15 protein-coding genes and 3 pseudogenes are annotated in these 20,210 nt (G+C 44.0%); 8 read left to right on the forward strand and 10 right to left on the reverse strand.

The features are described from left to right. Positions 1–40: 40 nt before the first annotated feature. The 3 genes from A4V03_RS09475 to A4V03_RS09485 form a co-directional block, all read right to left on the reverse strand. Positions 41–1,435 (reverse strand): acyloxyacyl hydrolase, encoded by a 1,395-nt coding sequence (locus A4V03_RS09475; protein ID WP_065538702.1) that lies wholly within the window; start codon positions 1,433–1,435, stop codon positions 41–43. Between the two features lie 35 nt (positions 1,436–1,470). Continuing rightward, positions 1,471–2,094, reverse strand: a complete 624-nt coding sequence (locus A4V03_RS09480) for a chloramphenicol acetyltransferase (protein WP_065538703.1) — start codon at positions 2,092–2,094, stop codon at positions 1,471–1,473. 144 nt (positions 2,095–2,238) lie between these two features. Continuing rightward, positions 2,239–3,756 carry a DUF4301 family protein gene (locus tag A4V03_RS09485; RefSeq protein ID WP_065538704.1) on the reverse strand — a complete coding sequence of 506 codons (1,518 nt, stop codon included), beginning with the start codon at positions 3,754–3,756 and terminating at the stop codon, positions 2,239–2,241. 106 nt (positions 3,757–3,862) lie between these two features. On the opposite strand from A4V03_RS09485, the gene A4V03_RS09490 reads away from it, so the two are divergent. After that, complete coding sequence (locus tag A4V03_RS09490) at positions 3,863–6,079, forward strand: RelA/SpoT family protein (protein ID WP_065538705.1); 2,217 nt, start codon at positions 3,863–3,865, stop codon at positions 6,077–6,079. 161 nt (positions 6,080–6,240) lie between these two features. Here A4V03_RS09490 and A4V03_RS09495 read toward each other — a convergent pair whose 3' ends face one another. The 3 genes from A4V03_RS09495 to A4V03_RS09505 form a co-directional block, all read right to left on the reverse strand. Further along, positions 6,241–7,398 carry an MFS transporter gene (locus A4V03_RS09495; protein ID WP_065538706.1) on the reverse strand — a complete coding sequence of 386 codons (1,158 nt, stop codon included), beginning with the start codon at positions 7,396–7,398 and terminating at the stop codon, positions 6,241–6,243. An 8-nt stretch (positions 7,399–7,406) separates the two neighbouring features. Then, positions 7,407–8,228: a 3-methyl-2-oxobutanoate hydroxymethyltransferase gene (gene panB / locus A4V03_RS09500; RefSeq protein ID WP_065538707.1), complete on the reverse strand. Its 822-nt coding sequence runs from the start codon at positions 8,226–8,228 to the stop codon at positions 7,407–7,409. Between the two features lie 204 nt (positions 8,229–8,432). Further along, a complete protein-coding gene (locus A4V03_RS09505) occupies positions 8,433–9,080 on the reverse strand; it encodes an HAD family hydrolase (RefSeq protein ID WP_065538708.1) in 648 nt (215 codons plus the stop codon). A gap of 150 nt (positions 9,081–9,230) precedes the next feature. On the opposite strand from A4V03_RS09505, the pseudogene A4V03_RS20745 reads away from it, so the two are divergent. Next, positions 9,231–9,380, forward strand: a pseudogene (locus A4V03_RS20745) (MATE family efflux transporter); the annotation flags it as partial. Here the strand turns inward: A4V03_RS20745 and A4V03_RS09510 are convergent. Continuing rightward, positions 9,379–9,583 (reverse strand): annotated as a pseudogene (locus A4V03_RS09510) (hypothetical protein); the annotation flags it as partial. The pseudogenes A4V03_RS20745 and A4V03_RS09510 overlap by 2 nt on opposite strands. A gap of 124 nt (positions 9,584–9,707) precedes the next feature. Here A4V03_RS09510 and A4V03_RS09515 point away from each other — a divergent pair. From A4V03_RS09515 to A4V03_RS21660, 4 genes and pseudogenes are all read left to right on the forward strand, one after another. Continuing rightward, on the forward strand, positions 9,708–10,511 hold the full coding sequence (locus tag A4V03_RS09515; protein WP_065538710.1) for a metallophosphoesterase family protein: 804 nt from the start codon (positions 9,708–9,710) through the stop codon (positions 10,509–10,511). After that, positions 10,492–11,295, forward strand: a complete 804-nt coding sequence (locus A4V03_RS09520) for a hypothetical protein (protein ID WP_084081202.1) — start codon at positions 10,492–10,494, stop codon at positions 11,293–11,295. Before A4V03_RS09515 ends, A4V03_RS09520 begins: the two co-directional genes overlap by 20 nt. A gap of 68 nt (positions 11,296–11,363) precedes the next feature. Beyond that, positions 11,364–12,095 (forward strand): annotated as a pseudogene (locus A4V03_RS21655) (sigma-54-dependent transcriptional regulator); the annotation flags it as partial. Between the two features lie 33 nt (positions 12,096–12,128). After that, complete coding sequence (locus tag A4V03_RS21660) at positions 12,129–12,431, forward strand: ATP-binding protein (RefSeq protein WP_353937933.1); 303 nt, start codon at positions 12,129–12,131, stop codon at positions 12,429–12,431. A 223-nt stretch (positions 12,432–12,654) separates the two neighbouring features. Here A4V03_RS21660 and A4V03_RS09530 read toward each other — a convergent pair whose 3' ends face one another. Beyond that, a complete protein-coding gene (locus A4V03_RS09530) occupies positions 12,655–13,839 on the reverse strand; it encodes a uracil-xanthine permease family protein (protein WP_065538713.1) in 1,185 nt (394 codons plus the stop codon). 167 nt (positions 13,840–14,006) lie between these two features. Between A4V03_RS09530 and A4V03_RS09535 the strand changes: the two genes are divergently transcribed. Continuing rightward, on the forward strand, positions 14,007–15,473 hold the full coding sequence (locus A4V03_RS09535) for a potassium/proton antiporter (protein ID WP_065538714.1): 1,467 nt from the start codon (positions 14,007–14,009) through the stop codon (positions 15,471–15,473). Between the two features lie 280 nt (positions 15,474–15,753). Continuing rightward, positions 15,754–17,418: a long-chain fatty acid--CoA ligase gene (locus tag A4V03_RS09540; protein WP_065538715.1), complete on the forward strand. Its 1,665-nt coding sequence runs from the start codon at positions 15,754–15,756 to the stop codon at positions 17,416–17,418. Positions 17,419–17,666: 248 nt separating this feature from the next. On the opposite strand, the gene nagA (A4V03_RS09545) is transcribed toward A4V03_RS09540, so the two are convergent. Both nagA (A4V03_RS09545) and nagA (A4V03_RS09550) read right to left on the reverse strand, forming a co-directional pair. Continuing rightward, complete coding sequence (nagA, locus tag A4V03_RS09545) at positions 17,667–18,839, reverse strand: N-acetylglucosamine-6-phosphate deacetylase (protein ID WP_065538716.1); 1,173 nt, start codon at positions 18,837–18,839, stop codon at positions 17,667–17,669. A gap of 21 nt (positions 18,840–18,860) precedes the next feature. Then, positions 18,861–20,027 carry an N-acetylglucosamine-6-phosphate deacetylase gene (gene nagA / locus A4V03_RS09550; protein ID WP_065538717.1) on the reverse strand — a complete coding sequence of 389 codons (1,167 nt, stop codon included), beginning with the start codon at positions 20,025–20,027 and terminating at the stop codon, positions 18,861–18,863. Between the last annotated feature and the right edge of the window lie 183 nt (positions 20,028–20,210).

Below are 20,210 nucleotides of genomic sequence, written 5' to 3' on the forward strand. Positions count from 1 at the left end.
TTTTCTATTAATTAGTATTTTTTGTATAAACCCAGCAAGTTTAATGACGCACTTTAGGATACTTATTATTGAAACGGAACCCTAAGCCAAGCATCAAATAATTCGGTGTCTGAAAATTCTGAAGGTTGTAACCGATGTGAAGGAAAGAGCTGCGCGTCACGTCTATCTTCAACGCAAAAACCTGATACAGCCCCCGCAAATCACCACGCCCCAGCACATTCGTTCCCAAACCGACATTGATGGTAAAAAACGGCATTACATACTCCGCCCGTCCCGAAAGTCCGAGAGCAAGCTGATGCTGAATGCCCGGCACAAGAAACCTGCGTCCGGAAGTGCCGCTGCCTCCATCGTAATCGTACTCCACAATCCGGTCTTCGGTGTACACATTGGCACTACCGTCATAAACACCGTCCAGCGAGACGCCGAATCGCAGCTTATAATTGAGGTTGTACATCGGGGCAAAGTTGAATCCTGCCACGGGGTAACTGCCCGGTGAAGCTATCTGCTTCCCGCTTTCTACATACACGCCTTTCCGTCTCCACGAGCCGAACAACACAAGGTCATAACTGATATGAGAGGGAAAACGGAGAATATACGGCTTGACCAAAGACTTGGTCAGGTCGGATTCTTCACGGTTGAAGTTGTACACCAGACCGATTTTCGCTCCAGTGGTGTTCACTCCCGCGTTAGGGAATTTGGTGTTGCCGTTGGAGAAATGCGTAAAATCTCCACCGATGATAAAGTCAAAATAACGGGAAAGCGACCAATTTAAGTAGATACCTGCATTGAGATACGCATTCACCCGTGAACCTACCGCTCCGTTGTAGGAGTTGTAATCGTTATCGTATGGTTTCCATCCGGCAGAAAGGCCGAAATTCCACTCGTAATTGAGCGAAAGACGGGGATTGAAACGGGCGATGCGTGCGCCCTGAAAGACGTAGAACGTCACCGGATCACCGAGTTGCTTACGGTCGCCAAAGGTGGAGACGGCCAAGCCGAAGCCTTGGTAGGCTCCGCCGTAGATACGGTCGGCACAGGTGTTGGAACGAAACTTGAAGGAATATTTCAGATGAGCAGCAAAGGAACTTTGGATGGGCTTCCACCGTTCGTTCTCTCCTTGCAGGAAAGGATTGGTGGGGAACACGTATTGCGGCCGGGCTTCTATCCCCAACTGGTGAATGAACCGATGGGGAACGTAAGGAGCTACCGTGTCCATGCCACATTGCGGGAAACTGTTGCGCCGGAATCCATGAAGTTCTTCCTGCAATCGACGCACTTCTTCACGAAGTTCGCGGACGTCCTGCTGGAGTTGCTCCACGTCTTGCCTGACCTCTTTCACCTCCTGCCCCACTTCTTGCGCGCACAGCGAAGCAACGGGGAAAAGCAAGGCGGAACAGAATAGGATGATTTCCCGTCTGGGTATCTTTACTCTCATATCATAGTCTGGTTTAGTCTTTTTCAGAACGAAGTTTATAAATGGAGGTTCTTGATAAACTGCGCTACATGATAGCCATCCATCAATCCATGATGGCAAGTGACGGAAACAGGCATCATCAGCCTTTCTCCTTCGCGGAAGTATTTACCGGTGGAGATTTTGGGAACGCTGTCGCCCGAACGCATATTGGTAGGATGCTTCATATCGGTGAAAGAGAGCCACGGCACAGCCGAATAATGAATGGCGTTAGGATGAAACGTACCTCCTTTGTTGAGTCCCGTAGTGGCTTGCAGACGTTCCATCTCGGTTTTTGCCTGACGAATAAAAACGAGTTCGTCCGGATCGTATTCAAAGGCGGCAAAAGAAAAGGTGTGGTCGGCACGGGCCACAGTGGCTTCGGGCAGAAGACTGTCATAACACACCACTCGATCGCCTTCTATACGGTAACGGAACTCTTCCACAGCAGACGCAGCAGTCACGATACGGTGAAGGACGAGCAGGGAAAAGGAAACGCCTTTGTCTTTGGCTTCCTGATACGCGCGCGTACAATCTACATTGACTGTCACTCCAAAAAACGGATCGTCAAAAGCACTGAAATGTTCGTAATGTTCTCTTCTGTTCCAAGTAGCAATATCAATGATCTTCTCTATCTGATTCATTCTAAACACTCTTTTTTAAGTTTCACCACAGATTACACAGATTAACACAGATTGAATTCGGATGCATTCTTTTCTTCTTTTGTATCTCAACCATTAATCTCGGTAATTAAATCCGTGTAATCTGTGGTAAACATAGATATACAATTACTGGTGTTGTTCACGCAACAGGTCGTTCACCGTCTTCACCGGATTAAAGGTAGAAAGAGGAACTTCTACAAAGACGGTATTCCAGTCGCTCATCGCACCATTCCACAAGCCGGGAAGTTCGAGGGCTTTCAGGTCTTTACCGTTCTTCGATTTGTAGGAGATGAAGCCGGTAGCTTTATCTACATATTTCACCAGATCGAATTTATGTCCTTTATAATCACGCACAGCACATACAATATCTACCGGATTGAAATGCGTACCCTTCTCAAACATTTCTTTCTTCTCCAGATCGTCCATGTCGATCTGTGAGCTTTCGAGGATTTGCAGAGAGATAGTTCCGTCGCTGTTGTAAGCAAGGAACGGACCACCGCCAGGTTCGCCTACATTCTTCACCATTCCGCAGACACGCATCGGACGGTTGAACTTATTTTTAAGGTAAATGGCCAATACGGAGTCTTCGAGATCTTTTGTTTCCGGGTTCTTGCAGAAGAGTTTCTTTTGCAGGAATTGAAGCATTTCCATTATCTGGTCGTGCGTGTACTTACCGCTGTCAAGCAGCGTGAGGTATTCGAATACTTGTTTTTGCAGGGTCACGAGCACTCCGGCAATCAGTTTCTTATATGTAACGGTGTCGGCTTTCAAACGGTCGGGCACTACGTTGTCAATGTTCTTGATGAAGATGATGTCTGCATCCAAGTCGTTCAGGTTCTCAATCAGCGCGCCGTGGCCACCGGGACGGAACAGCAGTTTGCCGTTGTCACGGAACGGTTGGTTGTCCATATCGGCAGCAATGGTGTCTGTACTTGGCTTCTGCTCGGAGAAGGTGATGTAATAGTTTACACCGTAACGTTTGGCGAAGTCATCCACTTTTTCCGTCACAAGCTTCTTGAAAAGTTCACGGTGTTCGGTAGACACGGTGAAGTGTACATTTACTTTGCCACTCTTGCCGGCTGCATACAGAGCACCTTCGGCAAGATGTTCCTCCATCGGAGTGCGGGGTCCTTCGGGGTATTTATGGAATTTGAGCAGACCTTTCGGCAATGCGCCATAGTTCAGTCCAGCAGTCTCCAGCAGGGCAGACACCACTGCTTTATAATCACCTTCTTCCATCAATCCGGGAATGTCTTTTCCGGAAATACGCTGGCAGGCCACATTCAGATCGTCATAAAAAGCAAAATTCTTGATTCCGTCAAAAAAGGCCTGCTCGAACTTAGTAGTCGGCTGGTCATAATCGGCGGTCAGAAACTCGAATAGGTTCTTAAACATACGACTTGCAGCACCGGAGGCAGGCACGAACTTCACAACAGTCTTATCTGTGTTTGTATATGCATCCCAGGCGGCCAGATAAGCCTTCTGTTCTTCTGCGTCGGGAGCTAATATGCCCTTTTCGATGGAAGCAGCCGCATCCAGTTTTAAAAAGGGAAATCCCGTCTGGAAGCATGCTAATTGTTCTGCAATTTGCTCTTCCGTGATGCCTTTCTTGGCAAGCAACTCTTTGTCCTGTGTCGTTATCATAATATCTAATTTTATTAATTGATGCCCAAAAATACAAAATGTTATTTACTTCTTGCCGAATAACCGAGAAAAAAAGTAACTTTACATCGAATTAACAAGATTGAATATGGACGACTTTTTTACATTGGAGGAAAAAAAGGAGCTTTTTTCACTCTATCGGCATTTATTGCAGTCTGCCGGAGACAGTATTTTCTGGAAAGATTGCCAAAAGTTAAAGAAACATCTAATCAAGGCGGTCCTATGTAACGGTCTGCAACGCAATAACTTCGGGATGAATCCCGTCATCAGAGATTTACAAACGGCAGTGATCGTTGCCGAGGAAATTGGAATGAAAGGTTCGTGCCTCATCGGGATCATGTTGCACGAAATCGTAAAGGGGCATGTATTGTCTATCAACGAAGTGAGCGCCGAATATGGTGAAGACGTGGCAAGCATCATCAAAGGATTGGTGAAGACGAACGAGTTGTATGCCAAAAGCCCTGCCATCGAGTCGGAGAATTTCCGTAATCTGCTTCTTTCGTTTGCAGAGGATATGCGCGTAATCCTGATTATGATTGCCGACCGCGTGAACATGATGCGCAAAATAAAGGATATGGGCAACGAGGAGGACCGGCTCAAGGTAGCAAACGAAGCAGCATATCTGTATGCTCCGCTAGCGCACAAACTAGGATTATATAAGCTGAAATCGGAACTGGAGGACTTGTCTCTCAAATATACACAGAAAGAAACGTATTATTTCATCAAGGATAAACTGAACGAAACGAAAGCTTCCCGCGACAAATATATCGCCGCTTTTATCGAACCGATCCAACAGAAAGTGACAGAAGCGGGACTGAAGTTCGACATCAAGGGACGCACGAAGTCAATTCATTCGATATGGAATAAGATTCAAAAGCAAAAGACTCCTTTCGAGGGGATTTATGACTTGTTCGCCATTCGTATCATCCTGGATTCGGAACCGGATCCGGCGAAGGAGAAACAGGAGTGCTGGCAAGTGTATTCGATTGTGACGGATATGTACCAGCCAAACCCGAAGCGTCTGCGCGACTGGCTTTCAATACCGAAGAGTAATGGTTACGAGTCGTTGCACATCACCGTGATGGGCCCGGAAGGGAAATGGGTGGAAGTGCAGATACGTACCCGACGGATGGACGAGATCGCGGAACGTGGACTGGCTGCGCACTGGAGATATAAAGGTATCAAAGGAGAAACGGGCTTGGACGAGTGGCTGACTTCCGTGCGAGAAGCGTTAGAGAACGCGGACAACGACTCGATGAAGGTGATGGATCAGTTTAAGATGGATCTCTACGAGGATGAAGTGTTTGTCTTTACGCCCAAGGGGGATTTGTTCAAGCTGGCTAAAGGGGCTACAGTGCTTGATTTTGCTTTCCATATACATAGTAAGTTGGGATGCAAGTGTATCGGCGCGAAAGTGAACGGCAAGAACGTGCAGTTGAAGCAGAAGTTGAACAGCGGCGACCAGGTGGAGATCATGACTTCAAACACCCAGACTCCGAAACAGGACTGGCTGAATATCGTGACGACTTCCAAAGCACGCACCAAGATACGGCAGGCGCTCAAAGAGATGGTGGCACGCCAGCATGCGTTTGCCAAAGAGACGCTGGAACGAAAATTCAAGAACCGCAAACTGGAGTATGATGAAGCAACCATGATGCGCCTCATCAAACGTTTGGGATTCAAGAACGTGACGGAGTTTTATCAACGGATTGCCGATGGCGGACTGGATGTGAACGAGATTTTAGATAAATACATCGAACAACAAAAACGGGACAGCGATACGCACGATGAAATTGTTTATCGGAGTGCCGAAGGGTATAATTTGCAGACTACACAGGAGGAAACGACATCTAAAGAGGATGTACTGGTGATTGACCAGAATCTGAAAGGACTGGAGTTTAAACTGGCTAAATGTTGTAACCCGATTTATGGCGATGATGTGTTCGGGTTCGTAACGGTGAGCGGCGGTATCAAGATACACCGGTCGGATTGTCCGAACGCGAACCAGATGCGCGAACGTTTCGGCTACCGCATCGTGAAGGCTCGCTGGGCGGGTAAGTCGGAAGGTACGCAATATCCGATCACACTGCGCGTTGTAGGACATGATGATATTGGTATCGTGACAAATATCACTTCGATCATCTCGAAAGAAAATGGTATCACGTTGCGTTCCATCGGTATTGATTCGAACGATGGGTTGTTCTCTGGCACACTGACGGTAATGGTAGGTGATACGGGGCGTTTGGAGGCTCTTATCAAGAAATTACGGACGGTGAAGGGAGTAAAACAAGTGAGCAGGAATTAGTAATAATTACGGCAAAGAAATAAAAACAGTGAACGGTGAACATTTGCAGCAGGATGCGCAAATTGTTCACCGTTCGTCGTTTTATGGTTTGCCGATGGCTGTCTGCTATTTGTTTCTCTTCTTTCCAATAGGTTGTATACCCTGTACCTCCCGTTGATGATCTATCTTACCTTCTTCTTTATATAATAAGGATAAGTGACCAATACGAAAAACAGCAAAGCGATAGAAGCTACCATCTGTCCGGTATGGAGCATCTTGTCAGTGTCCAGTTCCATGTAGCACGCAGTAGCGATGCCCATGGAGATTCCGACTTCACTTGCCAGCAAATGGGTTGTATTAGCTGTACCGCGTTGGCAATGATGGGATAGTTTCACAAATATCACCAGAAATTCCGGCATGGTTAAACCTAAACCCAATCCCAAAAGTACGGAAGAGATGCTTATTGAAAGATCTGTATTCAATAAGAAGATGGATACCATTTCTAACCCGATTCCCATAATGATCAAGCGCAACGTTTTGTCTTTGAAAAAGAATAGGCGCGCAAAGAACAAAGAGACAATATATCCAAAGGCTGTGCCGACAAAGAATGGTACAGGGATTCCTATGTTTCCGAGTACGAAATCGTTTAGAAAAGGATGTAACAATGGAATCAGTAAACCCGAAACGAATGTTATCAGAATCAGATTGATAGCGGGAACCCATCCACGAAGCAATAAAAAGCGGTCGAAGGAATAGAGTTTTGTGACAATCGGTGCACGGAAAGGTACATATACCCCCGACAACACAAGAATTCCCACAGCTCCGGTTATGACAGATACAGTAAGCAGGTTGTGAAATGTGTAGCTTTGATAGAGCCAAACTCCGAGGATAACACCCACGATCATTCCCAAGCGTGCCATCCACGAGAAGTTGACATTTCCCGCGCTTCGTAATGTGGAGCTAGTGATATCGATAGCCAAAGTAATACCAGCAGTAGTGCCTATGCCAAAGGCCAGTCCTTGCACGGTGCTCAACAGGATTAGTTCTGTGAAGTTCGTCACAAAAGTGTACCCAATCGTCGCCACTACCATCAGGGCAGCAGCAAACATACATACGTATTTACGTTTGTAGGCATCTACCAGATAGGCATGGAAAGGACCGATGAGGAACATCCCCAAGGTGACAAAAAGAAAGATTACTCCAGTCTGTACGACCGGCACTCCGAGACGGTCGGCCATCTCTACGGATAGTACCGGAAATAACACATACAAGGATATAAACAACAGCAAATTAGCTACACATATCCGCATAAAATGAACTGTCCACAATTTAACTGCCATATACTATCTTAATATTGTTCCTTCTCGTTGGGGAAGTAGCAATTCTTCACGTCAGAAACGTAACGGCTAATGGCGTCGGTCATCACCGTGTACAAGTCAGCATAACGACGCAAGAAACGCGGACGGAATCCGTTGTTCATGCCAAGCATGTCCTGAACAACCAATACCTGACCGTCTACGTGACCGCCAGCACCGATTCCAATGATGGGAATAGTGAGTTCGGAAGCTACACGCTCTGCAAGGGTAGCGGGGATTTTTTCGAGTACAATGGCAAAACAGCCTGCTTCTTCCAATAAATGAGCGTCGCGAATCAGTTTGTCGGCTTCGGCTTCGTCTTTGGCACGTACGGTATAGGTTCCATATTTGTTAATGGATTGAGGCATGAGTCCCAAATGTCCCATCACAGGAATACCGGCACATACAATACGTTTCACCGTGTCGATGATTTCTTCACCGCCTTCGAGCTTCAATGCGTCAGCGTGACTTTCTTTCATGATGCGGATAGCGGAAGCAAGTCCCTCCATCTCATTGCCCTGATAAGATCCGAAAGGCATATCAACTACCACCATCGCACGCTTTACACCACGTACTACGGATTTGGCATGATAAATCATTTGGTCAAGCGTGATAGGTAATGTAGTCACGTTACCTGCCATTACATTAGAAGCGGAGTCGCCTACCAGGATTACGTCCATTCCTGCACCGTCTACAATCTGTGCCATTGTGTAATCATACGCAGTCAGCATAGATATTTTTTCGCCTCTCTGTTTCATTTCAACCAAGCGATGAGTAGTCACCTTTCTTGTGTCATCTGATATATAACCAGCCATGTCTTTTTAATTTATGATTTATGAATTATGATTTATGTCATTGATGTCTGCGCATTTGAACGCTTTCAAAAATTGCGGCAAAGTTATAACATTTAATTCATAACTGGGAAGGAAAAGCAAAAAATCCTTTCAAATGCTTCGCTTAGATAGTTGGAAGGCATTTGAAAGGATGAGTGGCTCACTGTTTATTTAAAGATAAAGTCATTATTTATGGAAAGAAATCAATTTTTCGTATGTCATTCCGGTGAAGTCGTCTATTATAGAATGGGCTTTTCCGGTGATGGCTTCGCGTGAGTTGGTGGTGGCAAGTCCGATTACGGTTGCCCCGGAAGTCATGCCGGCTTGCAGGCCGTGGAAAGAATCCTCAAAAACGTAGGAGTTTTCGGGGGTGGCTTCAAAGATTTCCATTCCTAGCAGAAAGCAGTCAGGAGCGGGTTTTGAACGGGCAAACATTTCTCCTGTCAGAATACGGTCTACCATTCCTTTAAATTCGGGATGGGCATTGTAGACGTTTGCCATCTTCTCTTCATTGGAGCTGGTGACTACGGCTATCTTAGCACCGTTCCGGCGAAGATCGGCTATGAAAGCTTCTACTCCGGGGATATATTCGTAAGACATCTTTTTCTCATAAACATTGAGCTCAGCGCTTATTTCGAGCTGTGCTTCGGGTTTGTCCGCGAAATACTTTTCATAGATTTGCGATAGCGTCTGTCCCTTAATACGACGTCCGAAATCTTCTTCATTCAGAAATTTCCGTCCTTGCTCGTCCCAAAAAACAGTGTACTGCGTTTCTGTATCCATGATGACACCGTCAAAGTCGAAGAGTACTGCAATTGCTTTTGTTGTATCCATATTAAACTATCTTTTTACCTAAAACATTAAACCTTGTGTATCTATCTCTGCAAAGTTCCGAATAATCATCGAATCAGGCAAATAATTCGTACCTTTGCAAAGCTAAAAAAAACGTAACATACGTTTTTATCCAACAAAATCTACTGGCACATGAGCAAAAACGACCCACATATTTTAGGTAAAGAACGTATCGGCAAATTGCTGTTACAATATTCCATTCCTGCGATTATCGAAATGACAATTACTTTTATCTATATTGATAGTATCTTCATCGGACATGGCGTAAGACCGATGGCTATCGGACGAACAAGGCAGTAGCAGCAAAAAGCAATGGATTCAAATCAATCTCGGCAAATTGATCGAGCCACGCCTGACCTGCAAAATAAGAAACAGTAGCGCTTCGGATAGGTGTTTACTACAAACTCGTTCAGAGGTTTCAGATTCTCCTTATATAGTTCTTTCAAGCGGACATCAAATGTATGGTTGGCATTTTCATCTCCAATCGGATACTGTTCCATATCTCCCATTTATTGTTCAAAGAGTCCTATTTGCCTGTTAGCCGATTGTCCATCCAAATAGAAAACTTTACATTTGCATTTAGTTTTCTAGACTATAAACAAAATAATTATGATGAGAAAGAGTGTATATGTATTCTTATCGTGCTTTTTACTTTCCGGATGCGGCATGATAGATTACCATCCATACGACGTTCGTATCAGCGGCGAAACAGAGGTCAACGCACATAATATCGAAAGAATAGAAGCAAACTGCCAAGGTAAAACGACCATACGCTTTGTGACTATGGGCGACTCGCAACGATGGTACGATGAAACGGAAGATTTCGTGAAAGAGATTAATAAACGGAATGATATCGACTTCGTTATTCACGGAGGGGATATGAGTGACTTCGGACTAACCAAAGAGTTTCTCTGGCAAAGGGATATCATGAACGGACTTAACGTGCCTTATGTAGTCCTTATCGGCAACCATGATTGTTTGGGAACGGGAGCAAAAACATACAAGGCAGTATTCGGTCCCACTAACTTCTCTTTCGTTGCAGGCAACGTCAAATTTATCTGTCTGAACACCAATGCACTGGAGTATGACTACTCTGAGCCGGTGCCGAACTTCACATTTATGGAACAAGAATTAACGAACAGACAGGACGAATTCAAAAAAACGGTCATTAGTATGCACGCACGCCCCCACACAGATGTATTCAATGATAATGTGGCAAAAGTATTCCAACATTATGTCAAACAATACCCGGGAATACAGTTTTGTACAGCTGCCCACACACATCACTTTCAGGATGACGTGATTTTTGATGATGGAATACATTATGTTACCAGTGATTGCATGGATCTCCGTGCTTATCTGGTATTTACAATAACTCCGGAAAAATATGAATATGAACTGGTTAAATACTAACTATATCTTGCGCGCAGGAGTATTATCCATACTTCTGTTACTTCCTGGTCTGATTTCAGCTACTTGCAAAACAGATACAATCATCAACTCGTACGAGAATGATTCACTCCATTTCATTATCAATGATGATTCAATTATCACTTTTCGCACAGGAGATTCTATATTTACGATCATCAGAGCGGACTCTGTATTGCCGGTTGCACCGAAGCAGGTCAAACACAGTCACTACGATAACCGGATTCACCGTTTCCGTAGAAATTGGGAACGGATTATCCCGACACACTCCAAAATACAATATGCCGGAAATATGGGATTACTCTCTTTCGGTACGGGATGGGATTATGGAAAACACAACCAGTGGGAAACGGATATACTATTTGGATTTATCCCAAAGTATTCTTCAAAGAAAGCTAAAATGACCATGACGCTCAAACAGAACTATATGCCCTGGAGCATTAATATTGGAAAAGGCTTCTCTACAGAGCCTCTTACCTGTGGGCTTTATATGAATACCGTATTTGGCAACCAGTTCTGGGTGAATGAGCCGGAGCGTTATCCCAAAGGTTATTATGGATTCTCCAGCAAGATACGTTTTCATATTTTCATGGGACAACGCCTGACCTATGATATTGACCCGCAACGCAGATTTTTGGCCAAGTCCGTGACCTTTTTCTATGAAATAAGCACGTGTGACCTTTATGTCATCAGTGCCGCAACCAATAGCTATCTCCGTCCGCGTGATTATCTTAGTTTATCATTCGGATTGAAGTTCCAGTGGCTATAAAAGAATTCATGATTTATGATTTATAACTTACTTTTTCGTAAGTTTGCGCATTACAAACTTGAACGAAAATGAATAAATCAGGAATAATCATCACTGTAGACGATAATAAAGGAGTACTGACTGCCATACAAATCCTTTTGAAAAATTACTTTTCCAAGATCGTCACACTCTCCTCGCCTACCACCCTGTCCAGTGTCATAAGGGAGGAAGCACCGGAAGTAATTCTGCTGGATATGAATTTCACATCAGGCATCAACACCGGTAATGAAGGTTTATTCTAGTTGCATGAAATAAAGAAAGTACGTCCGGAACTTCCGGTCGTACTTTTTACGGCTTATGCCGACATCGAACTGGCTATCATCCTGATAACAGGCGAAAACGGAACGGGGAAGGAAGTGCTGGCACGAGAGATTCATCTCCTTTCCAACCGCAAATACAAAGAAATGATTGCAGTGGATATGGGGACTATCACAGCGTCTTTATTTGAAAGCGAGCTTTTCGGACACGTAAAAGGTTCTTTCACCGACGCACACACTGACCGGATCGGAGAACTTGAGGCTGCCGATAACAGTACGCTGTTTCTCGATGAAATAGGCAACCTGCCTTATCACCTGCAAGCAAAGCTACTGACCGTCCTCCAACGACGAAGCATTGTGAGAGTGGGAAGCAACACGCCGATTCCCATTCATATCCGACTGATATGCGCAATCAACCGGAATCTGCAAGAGATGGTAGTCAAAGGTGAATTTCGGGAAGATTTGCTCTATCGCATCAATACCATTCATGTAGAGATTACTCCTGCGGACTTAATTGTATATGCAGATGAGAATCTTATTTCACAAGTAGTTATCAATCTTTTAAAGAACGCAATTCAAGCAATCGGCAATCAGCCGGATGGGAAAATTGAGTTGAAGGCGTCCTGCAATGACATGGAAGAAATATGGATTGAGATAAAGAACAATGGACCCGAAATCCCGTCGGAAATAGCAGAACATATCTTTATTCCTTTCTTCACTACCAAAGAAGGTGGCAGCGGAATCGGGCTTAACATTTCACGCCAAATCATGCGCCTTTCGGGAGGAAGCCTTACATTACTACGAGAGAAAGAGACAACGTTTATTTTAAAGTTCAATTAATTTCCTGTTTCCAGGCGGGAAACTGTAGTTTCCAGCATTAGAAACTGTAGTTTCCACGGCAAGAAACGGGAGTTCCTACGGTAGGAAACAAGAGTTCCCAAAGCAGGAAACTACAGTTTCCACGTAAGGATACTGCTGCCTCCCCGTAGAGACGCCACAATTATCCCATAGCTTTGCATGAAGAAATCAAGGCTTCTTTGATTATATAACTCTAGTTTCTTTTTTAATCTTCTTTGGGCAATATCAAATTGAGAACTACTCCTACCAAAGCTGCCAGACCGATGCCGGACAATGAAAAATCACCCCAGCTAAAAGCAGCGCCACCAATCCCGACAGTCAGCGTCAAAGACACAATAACAATATTTCTTGTACGGCTCAAATCAATGCAGTTATTCACGAGATTAGCAATACCTGCACAGGCAATCGTTCCGAAAAGCAGCAGCATGATCCCACCCAATACCGCACTAGGTATGGATCTTAGTAATGCGCTGATTTTACCGATAACGGAGAATAAAATAGCAGAGACGGCAGCTATTCGTACCACTTGCGGATTGGTGATCTTTGTTAATGACATGGCTCCTGTCACTTCCGAATAAGTAGTCACAGGAGGACCTCCCAGCAATCCGGCACAGAGACAAGCCAAACCATCCCCCAATAAGGTGCGATGCAATCCCGGGTCTTTTACGAAATCTTTTCCCGTAACCGTATTCACCACATAGACATCACCAATATGCTCTATCACCGGAGCAATAGCTACCGGAATCATAAACAACACCGGCTCCCATGAGAATTTAGGAAAGACAAACTGCGGCAATCCAATCCAAGCGGCATCTCTGACACCGGACAAATCCAAACCATAGAAGATCCATGCAGCCAAATACCCCACTACAATCCCACAGAAAATAGGTATCAGCTTCAAAAGTCCTTTAGCTTTCATCGAAACAATAACCGCAGTCAACAGCGAAAGCAGAGCCAGCACCCAGTTCTCTTTTGCCATATTCACTCCTGTTCCCGCCAATGACAAACCTATCAGAATAATGACAGGTCCTATGACAACAGGAGGAAACAGCCGTTCAATCACCCGCACTCCCTGCCATTTGACAAGCGCACTCATCACAAAGTAAACTAATGCAACTCCAACCATGCCGGATAAAGCGCCAGGCAACCCATAAAGTTCTGTCGCTTTAATGATAGGCGCAATAAATGCAAAACTACTTCCCAAAAAGATAGGAACCTTTCCACGCGTAACAGCATGAAAAATGAGCGTTCCGATACCTGCTGTAAACAGAGCTGTCGAAGGATCGAGCCCCACCAATAATGGGACAAGTACCGTAGCTCCGAAAGCCACAAACAAGAATTGTACTCCCACCACCCCTTTCCTCAAAGGTGTAAGATTATTTGAATCCATAAGTATAATAGTAGATTAATCTCTGCAAAATTAGTCTTTTTAGACAATTTAACTCCCTCTTTTCACAAAAATACATCTAAAAAGAGGTTTTATTTGTTGTTAATAATGTGTAACTTCGCACGGTGAGAATTAAAACGACAACTTTAAAACTTTATAATATATTGCCTATGATATTTACAGCAGAAAACACTTTACTTATCGGCTCTATCTTACTTTTCGTCAGCATTGTTGTGGGAAAAACCGGATATCGCTTCGGAGTACCTACTTTATTATTATTCCTCGTAGTAGGAATGTTGTTTGGGAGTGACGGTCTCGGTCTGCAATTCCACAATGCGAAAGAAGCGCAGTTTATCGGTATGGTTGCCCTTAGCATTATCCTTTTCTCGGGAGGTATGGATACGAAATTCAGAGAAATAAAACCTATTTTAGGTCCCGGTATTGTGCTTTCTACTGTCGGCGTATTACTCACAGCTCTTTTCACCGGGCTCTTTATCTGGTGGATATCAGGTATGAGCTGGTCTAATATTTATTTGCCTATCACCACTTCCCTACTTTTGGCTTCTACCATGTCATCTACGGACTCGGCTTCAGTGTTCGCCATTCTCCGTTCACAGAAGATGAATTTAAAGCACAACCTTCGTCCCATGCTGGAACTAGAGAGCGGAAGTAATGACCCGATGGCGTATATGCTTACCATTGTCCTGATACAGTTCATTCAGTCGTCTGGTATGGGAGCCGGAGCCATAGTCGGTTCTTTTGCCATCCAGTTTATCGTCGGTGCGGCTGCCGGATATGCACTTGGAAAGCTCGCAATCCGAATGTTGAATAAGCTCAATATTGACAATCAGGCCTTATATCCTATCTTATTACTTGCATTTGTATTTTTCACGTTCTCCATCACTGACTTATTGAAAGGTAACGGATACCTTGCCGTATATATCGCCGGTATCATGGTGGGAAACAATAAAATCATGCATCGTAAGGATATTTACACCTTTATGGACGGACTGACTTGGTTGTTTCAAATCATCATGTTCCTTTGCCTAGGACTGCTTGTTAATCCGCATGAAATGTTGGAAATAGCTGCCGTGGCAATGTTAATTGGTGTCTTTATGATTATTATCGGCCGACCGTTAAGCGTATTCCTTTGTTTGCTTCCATTCCGGAAAATTACGATGAAATCACGTATTTTCGTCTCCTGGGTAGGATTGCGCGGTGCAGTTCCTATTATCTTTGCCACCTATCCGGTAGTGGCGGGCGTAGAAGGTTCGAACCTCATCTTCAACATTGTATTCTTTATTACCATCGTGTCATTGGTGATACAGGGAACAACGATTTCTTTCATAGCCCGGATTTTGAATCTTTCCAAACCACTGGAAAAAACAGGAAATGATTTCGGAGTAGAACTCCCGGAAGAAATAGACTCTGATCTTAGCGATATGACCATCACCAGAAACATGCTGGAAAAAGCGGATACATTGAAAGATATGAATCTCCCGAAAGGCACACTGGTAATGATTGTGAAGCGTGGAGATGAATTCCTGATTCCCAACGGAACGCTAAAACTGCATGAAGGAGATAAACTGCTGCTTATCTCCGAAAAATCAAAAGAAGAAGAGACTGATTCTGACTAACCCCCGAAAAGATTGATTCTATACACTATAACTGATTCGTCTCCACGCATGAAACCTCTTGTCCTCACAAGACACCCGTTTCTCATTCATGCGTAGAGACGAAATGTTTTAAATAAAGCAACAGACTAGCTTTAAGGAAGAAACACGAAAGCGCTTTTGCAAGCCGTAAGAATTGTTCATTCCTCTCCGTTAATTAACCGTAAAACTTGAATTTAAAATGCGGTTAACATCAGCGAAGTATTAATTTTGCGCAGTTTTAAACTAAATGTGCAAAAATCGAATGGAACAAGAACATCAGTTCATTGATTATATTGAGCAAAGCATCATCAAAAACTGGGACAAGGATGCCTTAACTGACTATAAAGGAATTACCCTTCAATATAAAGATGTAGCGCGTAAAATCGCTAAATTTCACATCGTCTTGGAAAGTGCGGGCATCCAGCCGGGAGATAAAATAGCTGTCTGCGGACGTAACAGTGCTCATTGGGCAGTTACTTTCTTGGCAACAATTACTTATGGAGCCGTTATTGTTCCCATCTTGCATGAATTCAAAGCAGATAATATTCATAATATCGTCAACCATTCCGAAGCCAAATTACTTTTTGTCGGTGACCGAGTTTGGGAAAATTTGAATGAGGACGCCATGCCTTTTTTAGAAGGTATTGCTTCACTAACAGATTTCTCACCATTAGTATCACGCAACGAGAAACTCACTTATGCTTTTGAACACCGGAATGCAATATATGGTCGGCAATATCCCAAGAACTTCCGTCCAGAACACATTTGCTACCGGAAGGATCATCCTGAAGAACTGGCCATTATCAATTATACTTCCGGTACCACAGGTTACTCTAAAGGAGTGATGCTCCCCTATCGTAGCCTTTGGTCGAATGTGACTTACTGCTTCGAGATGCTTCCCGTTAAACCGGGCGATCATATCGTTTCCATGTTGCCTATGGGGCATGTATTCGGTATGGTATATGATTTCCTTTACGGATTTTCTGCAGGTGCGCACATCTATTTCCTGACGCGTATGCCGTCTCCGAAAATCATTTCTCAATCTTTCTCTGAAATCAAGCCAAGAGTGATCTCTTGTGTGCCATTGATTGTGGAAAAGATTATTAAGAAAGATATTCTCCCTAAAGTAGACAGCACAATAGGTAAGTTATTGCTTAAAGTGCCTATTGTGAACGATAAAATCAAATCGCTGGCACGGCAGGCTGCCATGGAGATTTTCGGTGGAAACTTTGACGAGATTATTATCGGAGGTGCCCCTTTCAATGCTGAAGTTGAGGCTTTTCTTAAAAAGATAGGATTCCCCTACACAGTCGCTTACGGTATGACCGAATGTGGTCCGATTATTTGCTCCAGCCGTTGGGAAACGCTGAAACTCGCTTCTTGCGGAAAAGCAACCAACCGGATGGAAGTCCGTATTGACTCGCCGGATCCGGAAACGCATGCCGGAGAAATCGTATGTAGAGGAATGAACATGATGCTGGGCTATTATAAAAATCCGGAAGCTACCGCGCAAATTATCGATACTAACGGCTGGCTGCACACCGGCGATCTCGGCACGGTGGATGAAGAAGGTTATGTAACAGTTCGCGGACGTAGCAAAAACCTGCTCCTCACTTCTAGCGGACAGAACATTTATCCGGAAGAAATTGAAAGCAAGTTGAATAATATGCCGTATGTTGCGGAATCTCTGATTGTCTTGCAGCACGAAAAGCTGGTAGCAATGATCTATCCGGATTTCGATGATGCTTTCGCTCATGGATTGCAACAAACAGATATTCAGAAAGTGATGGAACAAAACCGTATCGAGTTGAATCAGCAGCTTCCTAGCTATTCTCAAATAAGCAAGATAAAGATCCATTTCGAAGAATTTGAAAAGACTGCGAAAAAGTCAATCAAACGCTTTATGTATCAGGAAGCAAAGGGATAATTATCCCAGATGCACGATCAATAATCTTGCAATAGATGAGAACATAACCTAATAATAAAAACGGTGAACATCCTCAACACTGTCCACCGTTTCTTTTAATCTCCAACTATCTTTATTCTATACTATCTGTTTTTTATTTTTCACAATGAAATAATTTATTTTCATATTACATCTACTGTTTGTATATAACAGGAAAAAACGGGAAAAACGACTATAAGCCTCTCAATATCAGATTAGAATTTCAATGATTATTTATGCAACAGAATATCAGTTCCCGGAACGATCTTTCCCATTGACCATACGCAACGTACATTCAGTTCTTTGTCAAGAATCACAATATCAGCATCCTTACCCTTTGCCAACGCCCCTTTACGATCACTTACTCCAATTAAACGGGCAGGAGTTTCAGAAGCCATACGCACGGCATCTTCCAAAGGAATATTGGCTTTCTTTACCATGGTGCGAACCAACACATCCATCGTAGCCAAACTACCGGCCAACGCAGAATGATCCGCCATCTTGCATACGCCATCCTCTATGATATAACGAGAATCAATCGGTTCATTCCCTTCATAAGCGGCATACGCCAAAGCATCGGTAACAAGACAGGTATTCTCCACGCCTTTCAACTTATAAACCAGTTTCAGGATAGTGGCAGGCAAGTGAATACCATCCGCTATCACTTCCACAGTCATTCCATCCGTCAGATACACACTTTCCACTGTACCCTCATATTTATATTCACGACGTTTATGGAAACCCGGCATCGCATTATAAAAATGAGCAGCATGAGAAAATCCTACTGCAAATGCAGCTTTAATTTCATCGTATTCGGCTTCGGTATGTGTAACAGCAGTCATAATTCCTTTCGAATGGGTATACTTTGCAAAATCATGTGCACCGGGCAGTTCGGGACTAATATCCCAACGTCTGATACAAGACGTACGCTCCAACAAAGGAATATATTCATTTTCATCCGGAGTTTTCAGAAAACCGTCATACTGCGTACCCGCCATCTTCGGATTCAGATATGGGCCTTCGATATGCAGACCGAGAATCGGAGAATCCTTCTCTTTCATCAAATGCTCACATACATCGACTGCCTGGTAGATTCTTTCGAATGAAGTAGAGGACAAAGTAGGAAATATACCGGTAGCACCATGTTTCAGATGTGCATTGGTTGCGGTGCGGAAAGCCTCTTCCGTTGCTTCCGTATAATCATGCCCACCACCTCCATGTGCATGCATACTTACGAATCCGGGCACTATCGTCATCCCTCTGGCATCAATAACCGTTGCACCGATAACCGCTAAATCACTATTAGTTACCTCTAATATTTTTCCATCACAAACCAATACGGAACCATCTTTCAACCAGCCTTGCGGAGTAAGTATTCTTCCGTTTATTATTTGAGTCAACATAGTCTTTGTTATTTATTAGATTTAAAACAGTTTGTTGGTGCCTTCCACCAATTCTCCCATTGCCCATACGGCTCTCACGTTCAAGTCTCTGTCCAAGGCAATTATATCAGCATCCTTGCCACGCTCCAGCGTTCCTTTACGGTCGAGCACTCCCATAATCCGTGCAGGAGTTTCGGAAGCCATTCTTACGGCATCTTCCAAAGGAATTTCCGCCTTTTGCACCATGGTACGAATCAAACGATCCATCGTTGCAACACTCCCGGCCAAGGCTGAATGGTCTGCCAACTTACAAACTCCATCCTCAATAATCACACGCGGGTCAAAGGCAACCTGACTATCACTGGCGGCACAAGCCAACGCATCCGTTATCAGGCAAGTGCGTTCCACTCCTTTTATCTTATAGACAAGACGCAAGATCGTCGGAGGTACATGAATACCATCAGCCACCACTTCCACTGTCATATCATCAATCAGATAAATACTTTCTACTGTACCTTCATACTTGTACTCTTTCCGTTTATGGAAACCGGGCATCGCGTTATAAAAATGAGTGGCATGCGTATATCCCGCCTCATAAGCCGTCTGTATATCCTCAAATTCTGCCTGGGTATGTCCTACCGAAGCCAGTACACCTTTTGCCGTGATATATTTACCGAATTGCATGGCTCCGGGAAGTTCCGGTGCGGCATCCCAACGTTTGATACAGCGTGTTTCTTCCAACAACGGAATATATTCTTCGGGATCGGGATCTTTGATATTTTCCGGAATCTGTCCGCCTGCCATGTCTATATTGAAATAATGTCCTTCCAGATGAAGCCCGAGTACAGGGCTATTGGGCTCCGCCATCATTTTTTCGGTAGTTGCCGCAGCTGCACGGATCATCGGAATGGTAGAAGAAGAAAGGGTAGGAAAAATACTGGTGGTACCATGCTGCATGTGAGCCTTGATTGCTGTCCGGAAAGCCTCTTCGGTGCCTTCCATAAAGTCTCTTCCACCGCCACCATGAACATGGATTTCTACACCGCCCGGAACAATATACATTCCTTTGGCATCAATCAGTTTGGCTCCGATAATGGCAAGGTCACAATTGGTTACTTCCAGAATTTTGTTATCGCGAATAAGAACTGACCCATCCTTCAGCCAACCTTGAGGCGTCAGGATGCGTGCATTAATGATCTGTGTTAACATATCACAAATAGTTAAATTAATTAAAGGTCTGTATGAATCAATGACGCTCTTTTTCGGGGGGAGTACATTGATTTTTTCGTTTGCAAAATTACGTTTTTCTATTCAATCTATCGATAAAATCGTCCGATAAACTTCTAATAAAGTCCAATTTTCGGACTGATCCCGATTATCCAACCATCTATA

It is taken from the genome of Bacteroides caecimuris (assembly GCF_001688725.2).
GTDB classification, from domain to species: Bacteria; Bacteroidota; Bacteroidia; order Bacteroidales; family Bacteroidaceae; genus Bacteroides; species Bacteroides caecimuris.